Annotated in this window: 17 protein-coding genes; 8 read left to right on the forward strand and 9 right to left on the reverse strand. The window is 68.4% G+C overall.

All coding sequences use genetic code 11. The annotated features are described in order from the left end of the window. Window positions 1-5: 5 nt before the first annotated feature. From QHF85_RS06710 to QHF85_RS06720, 3 genes are all read left to right on the forward strand, one after another. A complete protein-coding gene (locus QHF85_RS06710) occupies window positions 6-725 on the forward strand; it encodes a hypothetical protein (protein ID WP_281326230.1) in 720 nt (239 codons plus the stop codon). Continuing rightward, window positions 722-1,315: a hypothetical protein gene (locus tag QHF85_RS06715; RefSeq protein WP_281326231.1), complete on the forward strand. Its 594-nt coding sequence runs from the start codon at window positions 722-724 to the stop codon at window positions 1,313-1,315. Before QHF85_RS06710 ends, QHF85_RS06715 begins: the two co-directional genes overlap by 4 nt. A gap of 175 nt (window positions 1,316-1,490) precedes the next feature. Further along, on the forward strand, window positions 1,491-4,250 hold the full coding sequence (locus tag QHF85_RS06720; RefSeq protein ID WP_281326232.1) for a glycosyltransferase family 39 protein: 2,760 nt from the start codon (window positions 1,491-1,493) through the stop codon (window positions 4,248-4,250). Here QHF85_RS06720 and QHF85_RS06725 read toward each other — a convergent pair whose 3' ends face one another. After that, on the reverse strand, window positions 4,251-4,838 hold the full coding sequence (locus tag QHF85_RS06725) for a tetratricopeptide repeat protein (RefSeq protein WP_281326233.1): 588 nt from the start codon (window positions 4,836-4,838) through the stop codon (window positions 4,251-4,253). Between the two features lie 100 nt (window positions 4,839-4,938). Here QHF85_RS06725 and QHF85_RS06730 point away from each other — a divergent pair, with 100 nt between their 5' ends. After that, entirely contained in the window at window positions 4,939-5,292 is a 354-nt protein-coding gene (locus tag QHF85_RS06730) for a hypothetical protein (RefSeq protein WP_281326234.1), read from the forward strand. Between the two features lie 153 nt (window positions 5,293-5,445). Here the strand turns inward: QHF85_RS06730 and coaD are convergent, their stop codons facing one another. Genes coaD through QHF85_RS06750 form a run of 4 tightly spaced genes read right to left on the reverse strand, consistent with a single transcriptional unit; the run spans window position 5,446 to window position 9,118 of the window. Beyond that, window positions 5,446-5,931 (reverse strand): pantetheine-phosphate adenylyltransferase, encoded by a 486-nt coding sequence (gene coaD, locus QHF85_RS06735; protein WP_281326235.1) that lies wholly within the window; start codon window positions 5,929-5,931, stop codon window positions 5,446-5,448. 3 nt (window positions 5,932-5,934) lie between these two features. Then, a complete protein-coding gene (locus QHF85_RS06740; RefSeq protein WP_281326236.1) occupies window positions 5,935-7,365 on the reverse strand; it encodes a hypothetical protein in 1,431 nt (476 codons plus the stop codon). 53 nt (window positions 7,366-7,418) lie between these two features. Continuing rightward, complete coding sequence (locus QHF85_RS06745; protein ID WP_281326237.1) at window positions 7,419-8,261, reverse strand: 3'-5' exonuclease; 843 nt, start codon at window positions 8,259-8,261, stop codon at window positions 7,419-7,421. After that, the gene (locus tag QHF85_RS06750) at window positions 8,261-9,118 is read right to left on the reverse strand and encodes an SDR family oxidoreductase (RefSeq protein ID WP_281326238.1); all 858 of its coding nucleotides are present in this window, start codon (window positions 9,116-9,118) and stop codon (window positions 8,261-8,263) included. The genes QHF85_RS06745 and QHF85_RS06750 overlap by 1 nt, the downstream gene beginning before the upstream one ends. Before the next feature lie 111 nt (window positions 9,119-9,229). Here QHF85_RS06750 and QHF85_RS06755 point away from each other — a divergent pair, with 111 nt between their 5' ends. Further along, on the forward strand, window positions 9,230-9,976 hold the full coding sequence (locus QHF85_RS06755; RefSeq protein WP_281326239.1) for an HNH endonuclease: 747 nt from the start codon (window positions 9,230-9,232) through the stop codon (window positions 9,974-9,976). Window positions 9,977-9,985: 9 nt separating this feature from the next. On the opposite strand, the gene QHF85_RS06760 is transcribed toward QHF85_RS06755, so the two are convergent. Continuing rightward, complete coding sequence (locus QHF85_RS06760) at window positions 9,986-10,465, reverse strand: hypothetical protein (protein ID WP_281326240.1); 480 nt, start codon at window positions 10,463-10,465, stop codon at window positions 9,986-9,988. Next, window positions 10,462-10,923 (reverse strand): hypothetical protein, encoded by a 462-nt coding sequence (locus QHF85_RS06765; RefSeq protein WP_281326241.1) that lies wholly within the window; start codon window positions 10,921-10,923, stop codon window positions 10,462-10,464. The genes QHF85_RS06760 and QHF85_RS06765 overlap by 4 nt, the downstream gene beginning before the upstream one ends. A 78-nt stretch (window positions 10,924-11,001) precedes the next feature. Between QHF85_RS06765 and QHF85_RS06770 the strand changes: the two genes are divergently transcribed. Next, window positions 11,002-11,652 (forward strand): AgmX/PglI C-terminal domain-containing protein, encoded by a 651-nt coding sequence (locus QHF85_RS06770; RefSeq protein ID WP_281326242.1) that lies wholly within the window; start codon window positions 11,002-11,004, stop codon window positions 11,650-11,652. Between the two features lie 15 nt (window positions 11,653-11,667). Continuing rightward, window positions 11,668-13,272, forward strand: coding sequence for a hypothetical protein (locus QHF85_RS06775; RefSeq protein ID WP_281326243.1), 1,605 nt, complete (start codon window positions 11,668-11,670; stop codon window positions 13,270-13,272). On the opposite strand, the gene QHF85_RS06780 is transcribed toward QHF85_RS06775, so the two are convergent. Next, complete coding sequence (locus QHF85_RS06780; protein WP_281326244.1) at window positions 13,269-14,528, reverse strand: MFS transporter; 1,260 nt, start codon at window positions 14,526-14,528, stop codon at window positions 13,269-13,271. The two genes, QHF85_RS06775 and QHF85_RS06780, sit on opposite strands and share 4 nt — an antisense overlap. A gap of 220 nt (window positions 14,529-14,748) precedes the next feature. Beyond that, a complete protein-coding gene (locus QHF85_RS06785) occupies window positions 14,749-15,087 on the reverse strand; it encodes a hypothetical protein (protein WP_281326245.1) in 339 nt (112 codons plus the stop codon). 393 nt (window positions 15,088-15,480) lie between these two features. On the opposite strand from QHF85_RS06785, the gene QHF85_RS06790 reads away from it, so the two are divergent. Further along, window positions 15,481-16,299: an OmpA family protein gene (locus QHF85_RS06790; RefSeq protein ID WP_348652719.1), complete on the forward strand. Its 819-nt coding sequence runs from the start codon at window positions 15,481-15,483 to the stop codon at window positions 16,297-16,299. The last annotated feature ends 8 nt before the right edge of the window (window positions 16,300-16,307 follow it).

Raw genomic sequence — 16,307 nt, forward strand, 5'->3', positions numbered from 1 at the left:
CGGCAATGACGTCCCCGCGTGTGCGAACCCTCGTGTCCCTCGGGCTCCTCGGTTCCGCGACGACGGCGTTCGTGCCGCTCGGCTGCGGGGCCAAGATCACATACCCGGCGGCGAGCGAGGGCCCGCGCGTGCCGGACGCGACCGCGGAGCGGCTGCGCGAATGCGTGGATGAGTTCGGTGGCGACCTTGCCCGGGGGTACTACGTGTTCGACGCCGCGGTGAAGGTCGACGAAGAGGGCCGCGTGGTCGATGTGGCGTCGAAGGGCGTGCCCCACGCGGATCTTGCGGGCTGCATGCGGCTCGCGCTGCGAGCGATGACGGTGCCGGAGGATCTGCTCCGGCTGCGCAAGCTACGCCTGTCCGAGTCGCCCGCGCCTGCGAACGGGCAGACGCCGGCTGAGCGTGGGCTCGTGGGGAACCCCGCGGTGCTCGTGGCCGTGGCGATCGCCCTCGCCGACCTCATCATCGAAGCGGGACCCGTCATCGTCGTGATCGCCGCGTCGGTGGAACTTGGCAAGTCGGATATTGCGAAGACGGCTCGGAAGAAGGACGACGACGACGACCCGTGTCAAGAGCACCTGAACGACTGCCTCGACTCGGCTCTACAAAGCAAAAAGGGGAGTGTATGGAACCATTCGAGATGTAGGACGTGCTTTGAAAAGTGTCGTGGGGACGGCAAATGGCCCGACAAGATCATGATGTCCAAATGGGAGACGTGTAAATGAGCGATGAGCTGGACCCCGACCGAGAGATGGAGGGGGAGGAGCTGGCTTTCTGCAACGCCAGCGACCGCCTCTTGGTCAAGTCTCTGGATAAGGAGCGAAGCTTCGCCGAGGCCGTCGACGACTTCCGCCGGCTCGAGGCGGAGTTCGTGGCGCGCGCAGGCGACAATGACTTCTACGTGCGCGAGACGAGGCGGCGCATCGCCGAGACGATCCTCACGCTCGCGAGCAGAAAGCGCCCACCCTTCGAGGTCTGCCGCGAGGCCTGGAAGGACATCGTTCGCCTCGGCTTCTCGAACACCGACCGAGAATGCGTGATGTCCTGGAATTTCGCGGATTGCTGTAGATACGACGAGAACCCCGAGGAGGGGCTCGCCGTGCTTTTGCCGCTCGTCGCCGAGCTCGAGCGAGGGCTCGAAGAAGCGAGGGCGACGCAGAGCTCCACGGATTTTTACGAATACCAGCTCGAACCTCTGCTGAAGCTCCGTGACGATCTCCTGACCCAACGAAGCGGCCAACCAATCCCGGGGCGGAGGACGCGTCGGATCGACGAGGCGCGCCGCAGCACCCCGGAAGAAGACGGAACCCCGTGAGCTCCGCGACGAGCTCTCGAAAGCGCGCCTCGCCGTCGACCTGAGGACCGGCGTGGACCGACGTCGCGCGAGGGATTCGCCGGTTCGTGGAGAGGCCCGCAACGCCGTGAGAAACCTCCCCCTTTGCCCCGGCCCGAAGGCTTGCTAGTGCATGGCCTCCCCGAGCCCGCGAGCCATGAGCGAGATCAAGCAAGATCCGACCGACGCAGCCGACGAAGAAGCCGACCGGCCGGAAGAACCGGCCGCGGAGACGGAGACGGAAGCGGGCCCGGACGCAGAAGCGGAAGCGGGCTCCGAAGCGGACGCGGATGCGGATGCCGAAGCGGACGCGGACGCGGAAGCCGACACAGACGCGGACGCCGGCGACGACCCCGACGAAGCCGAACAGCCTCCCGCCCCCGAACCGCTCCTCCGCCCTGGCAACCCGCTCCAGCTCGTCCGCGGCGCCTCCACGCTCGCCACCGGCGCGCTCGTCGCCTTCCTCCTCATGGCGCTGCGCCCGCAGTACCGCGTCGGCGTTCCCATCGGCATCCTCGCCATCCTCGTCGCCACCTTCGGCCTGCTCGACCTCTGCGGCACCTTCGACGACCCCGACGACCGCGTCGCCAAGCGCCTCGCCCTCTCCGACCTCACCGGGCCCCTCGCCCTCCTCGGCGGCTCCGTCCTCGGCCTCTTCGCCACGGTCTCCCTCGCCGTCTCCGGCTACCTCGGGCCGATCGGCGCGGGCATCACCGTTCCTGTCTGCTTTCTCGGCGCCGTCGTTGGCATCTATCGCATCGGCGAGAAACTCGGCGCCTGGGAGAAAGATCCCACGGGCAAACCCATCCCGCTCCTTCGCCGCCACGGATTCTGGCTCGTCGCCCTCGTGACGCTCCTTTATCTGCCGGCCCTCGGCAGCCATTCGCTCAGCGATCCGTGGGAGACCCATTATGGCGAGGTCGCGCGCGAGATCCTCGCGCGGAACGACTGGATCTCGCTCTGGTGGGCGCAAGACGGCTGGTTCTGGTCGAAGCCCATCCTCGATTTCTGGATGCAGGCGCTCGCGATGGCGGCGTTCGGCGTCCGTCATCAGCCCGGCGCGATGCTCTCCGCCGTCGCCGAGGGGCGCGAGCCCTGGCCCGAGTGGGCCGTCCGTTTGCCCTTTTTCCTCGTCACGCTCGCCGCGACGTACCTCCTTTACAAGGCCGTCGCGCGTGTCTTCGGTCGTCGCGCCGGTTTCCTCGGCGGCCTCGTGCTCACCACGATGCCGCAGTGGTTTTTGGTCTCGCACCAGACCGTGACCGACATGCCGTTCGTCGCGACGATGTCCGCGGCGATGGCCCTCTTCCTGCTCGGCATTCACGAGGACGCGGAGCGCGAGGTCCGCGTGTACGAGATCTCCGTGGGCGGCGCGAAATACCGCCTCTCCGGGTATCACATCGTCCTCGGCGTCATCATCGCCTGCGCGCTCCCGCAGATCCTCTATCTGCTCTCGCGCAACCTCGAGATCATCCCGAAGCCGTTCTCCCTTCATTTCCACGCGGACGCCTTCCGCTCCGGCTCGCCCATGAATTGCGGCCTGCCGGGCAACCAGCCCTGCGGCGACGCGTTCCCCATCCTGAAAGGCCTTCAGCCCTCGCTCCAGGCCGTCCTCTGGATCCAGGCGCTCGGCCTCTTGCTTTACATGTGCTGGGGGGAGCGACGCGCGCAGCGGCTTTATTTCCTGGCGGCCTGGTTCTTCGCCGCCCTCTCCACGATGGCCAAGGGGCCGGCCGGCTTCGGTTTGCCCGTGCTCTGCGCCCTCGCCTACATCGTGGTCTCGCGCCGCTATCGCGACCTGCTCCGCCTCGAGATCGTCGCCGGCCTCTTGATTCTCCTCACCGTCGCATTGCCGTGGTTCGTCGCGATGTACGCGCGGCACGGGCAGCCGTTCACCGATCGGCTGCTCTTCCACGACATGTTCAAGCGCGCCTTCACGCACGTGCACGACACGAACGAGGGCGACGACGTCGGCTTCCGCTTCTACATCTGGCAGCTCGGTTATGCCACGTTCCCGTGGAGCGGACTCGTGCCGGTGGCGCTCGTCGCGTGGCTCCGGCGCCGCGAGGAGGGCGATCGCAAGAGCGACGCGTCGATCTTCCTCGCGATGTGGTTCCTCTTCGCGTTCGCGCTCTTCACGCTCATGCTCACGAAGTTTCACCATTACATCATGCCGGCCCTCCCGCCGGCGGCGATGCTCACGGGCATTCTGCTCGACGAGATGGTGCGGCGTTCGGGCGCGCAGAGGGCCGAAGCCTCCTTCGCCGAGCAATACGAGCGCGTGCTCTGGGGCGCCGCCGGCCTCGCGGGGGGCCTCCTCGTCTTCTTCGTGGGCCGCGACCTCGTCGGCGCGCGCGAGGGCATGCTGGGGCAGGTGCGCCTGCTCCACCTTTTCACGTACAACTACAAGCGGCCGTTCCCCTCGACGCTCGATTTCCGGACCGCGCTCCTCGTCTTCACTGCCGCCGCCGCGCTCTTCACGCTCGCCCTCGTCTGGGCCCGCGCCCGCCGCCACGTCGTCACGGGCCTCTGCGCCGTGTCCGTGCTCTTCACCGTCTGGGGCATCGACGTGTATTTCGTGAAGACCTCGCCGCACTGGGGACAACGCGAGACCGTGCTCGCGTATTACCGCGCCAACCGAGAGATCCCCGGGCCCGTCATCGCCTTCCAGATGAACTGGAAGGGCGAGAACTTCTACAATGGCAACGCCGTCCCGGCCTTCGTCTCCAGCGGCAAGAAGTTCCAGGACTATGTGCTCGAGCAGAAGAAGAAGGGCGTGAAGACGTTCTACTTCATGACCGAGCACGGCCGCATGGGCTCGCTCGCGAACGAGCTCGGGGGCCCGCGCATCTTCGACAAGCTCACGACGCCGGAGCTGAACAACAAATTCGGGCTGGTGCGCGCGACGTTCGAGTGATCAAGGGCAGGCGTCGAGCGCGGGGATCGTCTTGGGCTTCGTCTGCGCTGCGGGCGACGCGCGCCATTGCTTGTAATACCGGCACGCCGCGTCGTGGTCCCCCTGGGCGTGCGCGGCCTGTGCGAGGTGGAAGAAGAGGCTGTCCCCCGGAAAGAGGCGGTACGCCTCCTCGAATTGCCGGCGCGCCGTGGCGTGGTCCCCCCGCTGGGAGGCAAGGAGCCCCTCCTTGAAGGCCGCCTTCGCCTCGAGGTGCTCCGGACAGCCGTCCTCGTCCTCCGTGCCATCCCTGTTCTCGGGCTCATTCGGGCATTTGTCGCGCACGTCCGGCACCCCGTCTTCGTCGTTGTCGACGTCGGGGCAGCCGTCGTCATCCTCAAAACCGTCACGGTCCTCGGGTTCGGTCGGACAAAGGTCCCTGTCGGCGGGGATCTGGTCGTCGTCGATGTCGTCGTGCTCCGTGTCCTCCGAAGCGAATCCATCCGTCTTCGCGGCGGGCGCGGCGACATCGACGAGCGGCGTCGCCGAGCGCTCGGGCTGAGCTGCACAACCAACACACACGAGCGCGAGGAAGAGGGAGGAGCAGCGCACGGCGGGAGTTTCGGCGTGGCGTGGCGCCGGGGCAACGGCGTTCCGCGGGCTCCGTGCCCGAGGGCTGTCCAGGCCCGTGACCTCGGGCTACGCTTGCTCCATGCGCTCGCGCGCCACGCTCCAAGATGCCCGCTTCGAGCAGGCCGATCCGCGGCGCATCGTCGAGTACCACGACGTCGAGGAGTTCGACCGCATCGACTTCGCCATGCGCGCGCTCGACGTCCTCCGGCCGAAGCGGCTGCGCATCGCCGTCTACAAGACCGTGAGCGCCGTCCAGATCGAGACCGTCGAGGACCTGTCCCGCGAGGGCTACCGCATCGCGAGCGTGGGCATCCCGCCGCACGCGAGCCGCGAGCACATCGCCTACGCGCTCGCCGAGCTCGCGGGGGTCGCGTCGGTGCCGTACGTGGTGCGGACGCTGCTCGCGATGGAGCGGCTCAAACCCTATCGCTAGAACATCGATCGGTCTACGACCGCTCGATATTCTAGCTCTTTTGTCCCGAGGGGGACGCCTCGCGTCCCCCTCTCGTCCGGGCAAAGCCCGGACGATTCACCCCCCGAGGGAAGATCGCTTCGCGATCTTCCGAGCATCGAACCTGTCGATGCTCTAACGGCCGAATTTCTTCCGGAGCGCCTCGCTCACGGCGGGCGGCGCGTAATGGCTCACGTCGCCGCCGTGGCTCGCGATTTCACGCACGAGCGAGGCCGAGACGAATCCGTAATTCGTGCGCGTCGGCAGGAAGATCGTGTCGATGTGCGGCGCCATGTCGGCGTTCGCGTGCGCGATCTGCAGCTCGTACTCGAAGTCCGTCGCGGCGCGCAGGCCCCTCACGATGACGCGCGCGCCGACCTTCTCGCAATACTGGAAGAGCAGGCCATCGAACGAGTCGACCGTGAGGTTCGGGATGCCCTTCGTCACCTCGGCGAGCAGCGCGAGGCGCTCGTCGAAGTTGAAGAGCGGGTTGCGCGTGGGGTGACGGCCGATCGCGATGATCACGCGCTCGAAGAGCTTCGCCGCGCGCTCCATCAAGTCGAGGTGTCCGAGCGTCGGCGGATCGAAGCTGCCCGCGTAGACGGCGATCGGGTGCTGCATGGCTCAGCGCTCCGGGGCCTTCTTCGGGGCCGGCGCGTTGCCTCCAGGCCCAGGCGCAGGCGCGAGTCCGCCGCCCGGCGGCGGCAGGAGCCCACCCCCCGGATCGCCGAGGATAGGCTGCGGGCCGAAGGGCGAGAGCGGATCGGGGATCCCCGGGAGTTCTTCGGTCATGGGCTGCCCGCCGCCGCTCTCGGCCATCATGCGCTGGAGGAAGAGCGTCGTGTCCTCGAGCCACATGAGCCGGCCCTGATCGCCGAACGTCACGCGGAACGGCGCGAGCAGGCCCGTGCCGAGCACGCCGTCGATGTCGAGCGAGATCTGCCGCTCGATCTGGTCGACGGGCGTGCCGAACACGCCGGGGACTTTGGGCACGTCGAAGGCGCCGAGGCGCACCATCGGCACCACGCCCTCGCGCAGCTTCTGCTCCGGATCTTCCGCGACGATCTTGAGGTCCTTCGCGACGGAGCCGGCCTTCTTCCAGCCGCCCTCGTCGAGCGCGAGCGGGAACGTCATCGACGTGTCGAGCAGGAGGCTCACCGGCTCGCCGCGCTCGCCGCCGAACTTGCCGCGCAGGATCATGCCGCCGCCGCGGATGTACGAGAGGTCCACGCGCGTCGCGTCGGGAGGCGGGGGCGGCGCGTAGCTGCGCGCCACGAACTGGTGGCCGTCGTAGTCGATCGTCGCGTGCAGGTGCCGGAGCAGGTTCACGCCGAGCAGCGCCTTGATCGGCGCGCCCATCTGCTTCGAGACGCCCGAGAGGTCCTGCGTCAGCGCGGGCACGTCGTGCACCTCGAGCTTCTTGCCGAAGCGGAGCGAGATCCAGCTCGGCTCGGGCCGCGTCGCGCTGTCGAGCACGACCTCGGCGTTGCCCGTGGAGATCATCGCGAGCGCGCTCTCGCCGTCGATCTCGACCGGCACCACGAAGAACGGCGCGAGAGGGCTCACGTGCGGAAGCTCCACGGCCGCGAGCAGCGCGCCCGAGAGCGCGAACGGCGTGCGACCCGCGCCGCGCCGCGCGAGCTTCGTGATCCCCTTGGCCCAGTCGTCGACGATGTCGGGATCGTTGAGCATCGCGTCGAGCTGATCGGCCGCGGCTTCGAGGTCGCCCTTGTACCAGAGCGCGCGGCCGCGCAGGCCCGAGGCCTCCGAGCCCTTGATGCCCTTCAGCAGGCGGATCGTCTCGGCGTAGTCGAGCTGCGCGAGCGCGATGCGGGCCGCGAGCTTGCGGACCTCGGGGTCGTCGGGGACGATCGCGAGCGCCCGCTTCACGGCGTCGCGCGCGTCCTCGATGTCGGCGACCTTGAAGTCCTGCTGCGCGCGCTGGAACCATTTGTCGGCCGTGGCAGGCCGCGCATTCTGCAGCGTGCCCGCCGTGGGACACCCGGAGAGGAGCAGCGCGAGGGCGGCCGCGCCGAGGAGGGAGACGCGGCGCATCGGCCGATCGGAATCTCGTCGAGACATACTGCTTCCCACGGACGTTTCGCTTTCTACTTTCCCGCTTCGCCGGGAGCTTCGATCAGCAGGATCCGATCGGCTCGTAGCTCCCTGCGGCTGCGCGAGGGAAGCAGATAGCCGAGAACCCGCGGAGGGTCGAGGTCCGTTCGCACGTCGGTCACGCAGAACTCGAGGTCCTCGGGCCCGCGATGGGCAGGGCGGTAGCGCAGACGCACGGGTCTCCCGATCTCGGCCGCCGCGACGGCTGCCGCCACGATGGCCGGGCGCGCGTAGCGTTGTCCGATCCGAACGTGCCAGAGGTCCCGCGGCGTCGTGGGCGCGAGGACGTCCCGGATCTTCCTCCAGATCTCGCGCAGCGCGTGCACGTCGTCCTCGGCCCGATGCGCGCGGGCCTGCGCGACCCCGAGCGAGGCGCAGAGCGCTCTGAGCGCGTGCGTCGGCAGCGCGAAGGCGCGGCGCGAGAGGACGAGAGTATCGAGGAAAAACGGAAAACGCTCGGGCCGGTTCGCCCGCGCGAGCTCCGCTTCGAGGAACGTCACGTCCCACGAGGCCGCGTGCGCGACGAGGATCCCGCCCGCGCATACCGCGAGCAGATCGTCGGCGATCTGGGCGAACGTCGGCGCGTGCGCGAGGTCCTCGCGCTGGATGCCGTGCACGTGGGCATTGCCGAACGTGCCGTCGTCGGGGCGCACGAGCGTCGTGAGCGACGCCTCGACGCGGCCGCCGCGCGTGCGCTCGGCGCAGAGCTCGATCACGCGGTCCGACGCGGGCCGGAGCCCGGTCATCTCCAGGTCCAGGAAAACGAGCGGAGCCTCGTCGATGGGATCGTCCCACGGCGAGCCCTGCGGCGGCCCGGCTGCCTCCGCGGTCGCCATCAGTCGCTCGACTTCGGCTTGCCGCGCATCATCGCGATGACGGGCTTGATCGTGTCGGGCTCCATCATGGCGATCTGGTTGAACGTGCCGCCTTCGGTAAGCCACGCGCCGCCGTCGATCGTGATCACGTCGCCCGTGATGTACGCGGAATAGTCGCTCACCAGGAATGCCGCGAGGTTCGCGAGCTCCTCGTGTTCGCCGTACCGGCCGAGCGGGATCTTGCTCTTGCCGACGCTGTCCATTCCTTCCGGCACGAGCGCCTTCCACGCGCCCTCCGTGGGGAAGGGGCCGGGCGCGATGCCGTTCACGCGGATCTTGTATTTCGCCCACTCGACGGCGAGCGAGCGCGTCATCGCCATCACGCCCGCCTTCGCCGACGCGCTCGGGATCACGAAGCCCGAGCCCGTCCAGGCGTACGTGGCGAGCATGTTCAGGATCACGCCGCCCTTGCCCGCCGCGATCATCCGCCGGCCCGCGGCGAGCGTCGCGTGGAACGTCCCGTTCAGCACGATGGAGACGACGGCGTTGAAGCCGTTGGGGCTCAAATCTTCCGTGGGGCAGAGGAAGTTTCCAGCGGCGTTGTTGATGAGGATGTCGATCGATCCGAACGCGCGCTCGGCCTCGGCGACCATCGCCTCGACCTCGGGGAAGTGCCGGACGTCGCAGCGCACCGCGATGGCTTTTCCGCTGCGCTCGCGGATCTTCTCGCACGCGGGCTCGATGTGCCCGGGGTCGCGGCTCGTGAGCACGAGGTTCGCGCCGAGATCGGCGAGACCGAGCGCCATCGAGAGGCCGAGGCCCGTTCCGCCGCCGGTCACGATCGCGGTCTTGCCTTGCAAGCATCGCTCTTTGAACATGCGGAGCCTGTAAGCGATGGAGAGCGCGGGGCAAAGACCCGCGGCCGGCGGCTCACTTTTTTTTCGTGCGGGGGGCCGCCAGGCCGGGCCATTTGTTGCTACATTCTGGCTGTGCCAAGGCCTGAGCTCTCCGAGCGATTGGGGGCCTCGCTCCTTCAGACGAGCCCCTCGGATGTTGGTGACGCCGACGTGGTGGGCGGGCTCGACGAGCTCGATGGGTCGTTCGAAATCGACGACGACCTCTCGGCCGCGCACCCGAGCCTCCTCCATCCCGAGAGGCGGGGCCGCGATCCGCTCACCTTGCCCGTTCTCGCGTTGAACCGGCATTTCCACCCTGTCCAGGTGACGACCGCGCGCCGCGCATTCCTGCTTCTCTTCGGCGGCGCCGCGCACGCGATCGACGAGGCCGGCGAGGTCCACGATTTCACCTCCTGGCGCCGCTTGCCCGTTCGCGAAACCGACGACGGTCTCCCCATCGTCGGCGGCTCGCTCCGCGTGCCGCGCGTACTCCACCTGCGTCGCTACGAGCGCGTACGAAGGCCGACGGTGCGCCTCTCGCGCCGCAACGTGATGCTGCGCGACGCGCACCAGTGCCAGTACTGCTTGAAGCGGCCGCCCGTGCGCGACCTCAACATCGACCACGTCGTGCCGCGATCCCGCGGCGGCGTCGACTCGTGGGAGAACCTCGTCACCGCGTGCCGCCCCTGCAACTTGCGCAAAGGCCGGCGCACGCCCGAGGAGGCCAGCATGCGCCTTCTTCGCACGCCGACGGCGCCGCGCTGGTCGGCCTCGATGCTCCTCCTGCTCGGCAGGCCCGAGCCGTTCAAGGAGTGGGAGCCGTTTTTGAAATCGGCTTGAAGCCCTGATTCACAGCTCGTGCCGCTTGCGCACTTCGAGCGTGACGGCGAGCTCGAACCGCTCGCGTGACGGCGTCGTCGGGAACCGGAGCGCCGCCACGATTCGTTCGACGCACGCGCGCGCGTCATCCGTGCCGTAGGTCGTCGCTTGTTGCGAGGCCACGTCGAGCGTCGCGCCGTCTTCCTCGACGCCGAGCTTCAGCGCGATCATGCCCGTCGAATCATCGGGGTCGAGGCACGCGAGAAACGCCGGCTCCGCGTCGCGCAGCACGGCGCGCACCGCCTCCGCATCGATCGTCGCCTCCGAGCGCGCCGAGACGACCTCCACGGCCATGCCGGAGATCGGCGGGCGCGCGCCTTTCGCCGCGGTCTCGGCCGTGGGTTCCACGACCTCGACCGAGCCACGTTCGTCCGGACAGCCCACGAGCGCCATCGCCATCGCGAAGAACGCCGCGGCTCCCGGGACTCGATGCAGACCTCGTCGCCTCACTGGGTCAGTACAAGCGTCCCTTCTTCATTGCAGTATGCCACGAGGCTCCAGCCTTCTCCGCTGCAAAGAAAAAAATCCACGCAATCGGTGAGGCAAACGCTCTCGAAGCACTGTTCGGCCGCGACCGCAGGGCAGTCCGGGTTCTGCAGGTCGGGCTTGCACCCCGTCGTCTCACCCGTGTGGTCAATCACAGGTTTGGCGCAGCCATCCGGGGAGGTGCCGGCGTCCGGGTCGTCTCCGCCGTCGGGGCAGACCTCGGTGCGACGCCAGGCGCCGTCCAGGCAATCGTAGAGAGCCGCGCACGTCGCGTCGTCGCACGTCCCGCCGCGGCCGACGGGGCAGCCTTGTTCGGGGATCTGACCGCAGGGACGAACCTCGTAGCCGTCGCCGCACGCGGCCGGGAGGGCAAATGCGAGGGGGATCACGAGGAGCGCGAGCTTGGCGGGGAGCCTACCCATGTCGGAAGGATGCCGCGGCGCGCGCCTCGGGGCGAGGTGACGCACGGGCACGAGGCAGGATCGGGTAGGATGGCCGCCATGCGAGCCTGCGCGACAGCCTCCTTCTTCGCGACGTTGAGCCTCACCTTTGCGGCGCTGTTTTCGGCGTGCGCCAGCGGATCGCCTCCGGAGGCGAGCTCGCCGGAAGCCTCGCCGGACAAGACCGCGAGCGGCGAATCCGCTGCGGCGAAGGACGAGGCGAAGGCCACGCCGGGCGGCGCCGCGGCGGCCGATCAAGCCCCGGGCGCGGCCCCGACGCCTCCGCCCGTGCAGCGCAAGCCGCCGGAGAAGGCGTCCGACTGCAAGGACATGCTCGCCGAGATCACGAACGAGCCGCCGGCGAGCGGCGTCGTGATGAACAACGCGCAGACCTCACCCGACGCGGGCTCGAGTGATCGCTTCCAGCCGATGAGCGACCTCATCAAGTCGAAGCGCGACGCGTTCCGTTGCTGCTTCGATCTGTGGGCGAAGAACAACCCGGGTCAGAAGGGCAAGATCGCCTTCACGTTCGAGCTCGCGCCGGACGGCCGGCTCAAGGACGCGAAGATCAAGCGCGAGGAGAGCGACATCACCGTGCCCGAGATCGAGAGCTGCATGCAGGACGTCGCGAAGGGTCTCACGTACCCGAAGTCGCCGAGCGGCAAGGACACCATTTTTACGTATCCCTTCGAGTTCAAGGCGCGCCGCTAGGCGCCGGACGAGCCTTTGACGAGCGATTCGACCCCTCCCACACGCGGCCAGGGCCTCGGCGGCGCGCACAACGCGTACGTCGAGCTCTTGCGCGACTCGCGAGGCCTGCGCCGCGAGCAACGCGAGGCGCGCGACGCCTGGTTCTCGAAGCTCGCCGAGAAGCAGAAGGACGAGATCCTCTTCGAGCTCGAGATCCTTCTGAAGGGCCTCGCCTGCTTCGCGAATCCCCGCAACCACCCGGGCTCGGGTCGAAGACAAACCATCGTCAGCCACGACTTCCGCGAGCAGCTCGCGCACGCGAAGGACGGCATGGCGCGCGTCGTGCAACTCGCCCGCACGATGCTCGGCGAGCGCGATCGCGCGTTCGTGTTTCAGCGCTACCTCGAGACCGTCCTGCCCGAGGACAACTCGCGCACGCGGCTCGTCTACGCGACGATGGCGCAGGAGTCGCCCGAGGCGGCGCTCTTCCTCTTGCGGCAGGCGTTCACGAACCTGATCGAGACGGGCACGGCGATGCTGCGCCTGCCGCGCGTGAGCTACCGTGTCTTCTACGCGCACCTCTCGATCACGATGCGCGAGATCACGCAGAGCGCGTTCTTCAACCCGCTCTCGGCGCTCGAGTTCCGGCCCGAGTTCGATCGCATCGGCTCGTCGGCGGTGCTCGAGCTCATGCAGAACGTCAACGGCGAGCACCCGCATCGGCTCGTGGCGCTCACGTTCCTGTCGCTCTACCGCATGCTCCGGTACCTGCGCCTGCTCGACGCGATCGCGCTCGACCACACCGATCGTCGCGTCGCGGGGCGCGCGTACCTCGTGCTCGCGGTGCTGCGCAGCGACGGGCGCGCGCTCTCGAACTACCTGCGCCGGCGCGCGGGCGAGCTGCTCGCGGAGGGGTTTGGCCGGGAGATCGGGCGCGTCGGCGCGTCGGACATCGCGGCGCGGCACGAAGCGCTCGTGGCCGAGGGGCAGAGGCTCTCGGCGATCAAGGACGCGCTGCTCACGGTGTCGGCGAGCCTGCGCGTGGAGCTCCGCCGAATCTTTGAGCACGAACTACCTCCAGCCGACGCGAAGCTCACGGAGCAGGACCTGCGCGCGCGGATCCAGGGCGCGACGTCGCTGCTGCGGCCGGCGATCGAGCTCTGCGTGCTCTTTCTCGGGCGCGCGCTCGGGGCGACGCTGGAGGAGGGTCGCGTCTTCGAGGACGTCGGCGTGCGGCGCGGGACGATCGCGCGCGTGCGGCAGAACGTGTGGATGTTCGCGCAGATCACGCGCGCGTTCGCGAGCAAGCTCCGGCACGCCGATCCCACGAGCGACAGGTGGGCCGTACCCGAGAGCTTCGGCTTCGTGCGTGACTTCCTCGGCTACTTCCGCGCGATGGGATATCCGCTCGTGGTGCTCGGGGACTACCCGCGCGCGCGAGAGCTCGTCGCCTCGCTCGCGGCGCTTCGCGACACGGATCTGCTCGACCCGACGCGCCTCGATGGAGCCGCGGGCGAGTGCGAGGCCTTCTACGATTTCTCGATCCAGCTCTTCGAGCGCATGTCGCAACGCGAGCTCGCGGGCGTGCCGTTCGATCGCCCCGCGGCGGCGCGATCGCTCAAGCTCTACCTCGGCGACTAGCTCGACGAGGAGGGAGCAGGGTTCGTCCGGCGCACGCCGACAAACCAGAACGCGGCCGAGAGCGCGAGCGCGACGGGCAGGAGGAGCATGCCCCAGAAGAGCCCTGCGCTCGACGTGCACTGCGCCTTCGAGTCGCGGAACGCGTCGCTCACCGTGCCGACGATCGGCGGTGAGATCATGTCGCCGAGCAGGTGGATGAGGAAGATCGACAGCGCCATCGCGCTCGCGCGTCGCTCCTCGGGCACCGACTTCAAGATGGCGAGGTTCGTCGGGGCCATGCTGGCGAAGACCGCGAGCTCGCAGAGGCCGAGCAGCACGAGGAAGCTCGTCGACGTCGGCGCGAGGATCGCGAAGACGGCGAGCGGCGTGGCGACGGCCGAGGAGATCGCGCAGACCCAGAGCGCCGCGCGCACGCGATCCTCGCCGGGCACGCGCTCCGCGACGAGGCTGCCGATCCCGGTGCCGATGAGGCCCGTGAGCACGGCGAGCTTGCCGAACGCGTCGTCGGCGACGTGCATGTCGAGGCAGTGCTTTCGATAAAGGAACGGCACCGCCCACTGCACGAAGCCGCCGAGCGCGAACGTCTGCGCGATGTAGCCCGCGACGGTGAGCACGTACGATCGGCTTCGCGCGAGCGCGCGCGTGTCGTCGAGGAAGCTCGCGACGACGCCGCGCTCGTCGTTCGTCTGCGCGAGCGCGCGCGGTGGCTCATGGAGCAAGAGCGCGACGAGCGCGAGCAGCACGCCGGGCCCGCCTGCGATGAAGAAGGCGTTGCGCCATCCGTAGCGATGCTCGAGCTGACCGCCGAGGATGAAGCCGAGCGCGGAGCCCGCGGGGATCGCGACGTAGAAGACGCCGAGCCAGCGGTTCTTCTTCGCGGCGGGCGCGACGTCGTCGATGATCGTGGGGCTCAACGTCGCGTAGCTCGCCTCGCCCACGCCGACGACGACACGCGCCGCGAGCAGCGACGCGAGCGTGGCTGCGAGGCCCGAGGCTGCGGTCGCGGCGGACCAGACGAGGACGCCGGCGGCGATGAGGGTTTTGCGGGGGAACCTGTCGCCGAGCCACCCGAAGACGGGGCTCGTGACGAAGTAGCCGAGCATGAAGGCGCTCGTGACGAAGCCGAGCTCCTTGTCGGAGAGACCGAGGTGTTCCTGGATGCGCAGCCCGACGGCCGTGACGACGAAGCGGTCGACGTAGTTCAGGAGGTTCAGGGCCGTGAGCAGCGCGAGGATCGCGCGCGGGCTCTTGATCACGGGACGAGACTACGGAAAGAGGCGCACAAAAACACGAATGGACGTGCGGTGAGTTCCGACGTCCATTCGGTCGAGGCTCTTCGATGTCCCTGTCGCCGCGGTTTCAAGCTGTGTCGGGGCACATCATCCTCGATCATCGTCGAGGCCCCGACGCCCGCGAGGCGGACTCGAAGTCCGCCTCCGGGACGGCTGCGAAGAGCTTGCGGGCTAGCTACCGGGCCTATTCCTCTTCGTGCGAGGCGGCGGGCGCGGGAGCGGGCGCGGACTTCGGCGCGGCGGCCTTCGAGGCGGCGCGGCCCCGTGGAGCGGCCGACTTCTTGGCCGGAGCGCGCTTCGTGGCCTTCTTGGCCGTGCGCTTCGTCGTGGCGGCGGCGCGCTTCTTCGCGGGGGCGCGCTTGGCGGCCGTCTTCTTCGCGGGGGCGCGCTTGGCGGCCGTCTTCTTCGCGGCAGCCTTCTTCGCGGGCTTCTTGGCGACCTTGGCGGCCTTGGTGGCCTTCGTGGCAGCCGGCTTCTTCGTCGCCTTCTTCGCGGGCTTCTTCGCAGTCTTCTTCGCAGCCATCTGAGACCCTCCTGATTGGCCGCCTCGCTCTCGCTCTCGCTGGTTGGATTGCCTGAGTCGCGAGCCCCGAGACAACAGATGTTGCACGACGTATATTGCCACGCATGGTGACGGTCAAGGAAATTCTTGCAAGGTCTGCTCTGATGTACCCCTTCGGTTGAAGGGAGATCGCTCTGCAAGCATTGCGAGGGCGGAACGTAGGAACAGATGGGCTGTAGTGTCCCTCGCGATCCCAGGCTCCTACAACCTCCCCTTTCGTCGTCAAACGTCGCCTATTGACATCTTGTTCGACTTGTGTATCGGGGCCCGCGGAGCATGTCTCCCCTTGTGCGACGCCGGGGACCTCGGCTACGGTCCGGACGTTCGTCAAGCGTCCAGGAGGACAGGATGTCGATGCGTCGCACGACCTCGTGGCTCCTGCTCGGATCCGCGCTCTTCGCCTTCACGGGCGCTACCGGGTGCGGCTACTCCGAGGAGGAGATGCAAGCCAAAGTCCGAGAAATCGAGGCCCTGAAGGGCCAGCTCTCCGATCAGGAACGGCAAAACAAGAAGGCCCGCGGCGAGCTCGACGACGCGAAGGCGCAGATCGAGCAGCTCAAGCAGCAGCTCAAGAACGCCGGCGTCGATATCTCGAAGCTCAACGCGAACCTCGAAGAGCAGTCGAAGGCCCTCGAGGAGTACCGGCGCCGCGCCGAGCAGCTCGAGGCGATCAAGAAGCGCTTCGAGACGCTGCGCGAGAAGCTCCAGGCCCTCACGAAGCTCGGGCTCAACGTGACCGTGCGCAACAACCGCATGGTCATCCAGCTCCCGGGCGACGTGCTCTTCGATCCGGGCAAGGAGACGCTGAAGAAGGACGGGCAGGACATCCTGCTCAAGGTCGCCGAGGTCGTGCGCAACGACTCTGCCCTGTCGCAGCGCTCGTTCCAGGTCGCCGGTCACACCGACAGCGACAAGCTCACGGGCGGCCGCTTCAAGGACAACTGGGGCCTCAGCGTGATGCGCGCGCGTGAGGTGCTCGCGTTCCTCATCGAGACGCCCGAGAAGAACGGCGGCGGCCTGAGCCCCGCGCGCTGGAGCGCCGCGGGCTACGGCGACACCGACCCGGTGAAGCCGAACGACACGCCCGAGAACAAGCTCGCGAACCGCCGCTGTGAGCTCGTGGTGCTGCCGAACGTCGAGGAGATGCTCGACCTGAAGACGCTCGCGAACTGAGCGAGCGT

Origin of the sequence: Polyangium sp. 6x1 (assembly GCF_029946515.1) — a bacterium.
Lineage (GTDB): Bacteria > Myxococcota_A > Polyangia > Polyangiales > Polyangiaceae > Polyangium.

Coding starts and splice junctions, on each gene's coding strand:
- QHF85_RS06710 (WP_281326230.1), top strand. CDS start 6: ATGACGTCCCCGCGTGTGCGAACCCTCGTGTCCCTCGGGCTCCTCGGT.
- QHF85_RS06715 (WP_281326231.1), top strand. CDS start 722: ATGAGCGATGAGCTGGACCCCGACCGAGAGATGGAGGGGGAGGAGCTG.
- QHF85_RS06720 (WP_281326232.1), top strand. CDS start 1,491: ATGAGCGAGATCAAGCAAGATCCGACCGACGCAGCCGACGAAGAAGCC.
- QHF85_RS06730 (WP_281326234.1), top strand. CDS start 4,939: ATGCGCTCGCGCGCCACGCTCCAAGATGCCCGCTTCGAGCAGGCCGAT.
- coaD (WP_281326235.1), bottom strand. CDS start 5,931: ATGCAGCACCCGATCGCCGTCTACGCGGGCAGCTTCGATCCGCCGACG.
- QHF85_RS06740 (WP_281326236.1), bottom strand. CDS start 7,365: ATGCGCCGCGTCTCCCTCCTCGGCGCGGCCGCCCTCGCGCTGCTCCTC.
- QHF85_RS06745 (WP_281326237.1), bottom strand. CDS start 8,261: ATGGCGACCGCGGAGGCAGCCGGGCCGCCGCAGGGCTCGCCGTGGGAC.
- QHF85_RS06750 (WP_281326238.1), bottom strand. CDS start 9,118: ATGTTCAAAGAGCGATGCTTGCAAGGCAAGACCGCGATCGTGACCGGC.
- QHF85_RS06765 (WP_281326241.1), bottom strand. CDS start 10,923: ATGGGTAGGCTCCCCGCCAAGCTCGCGCTCCTCGTGATCCCCCTCGCA.
- QHF85_RS06770 (WP_281326242.1), top strand. CDS start 11,002: ATGCGAGCCTGCGCGACAGCCTCCTTCTTCGCGACGTTGAGCCTCACC.
- QHF85_RS06785 (WP_281326245.1), bottom strand. CDS start 15,087: ATGGCTGCGAAGAAGACTGCGAAGAAGCCCGCGAAGAAGGCGACGAAG.
- QHF85_RS06790 (WP_348652719.1), top strand. CDS start 15,481: ATGCGTCGCACGACCTCGTGGCTCCTGCTCGGATCCGCGCTCTTCGCC.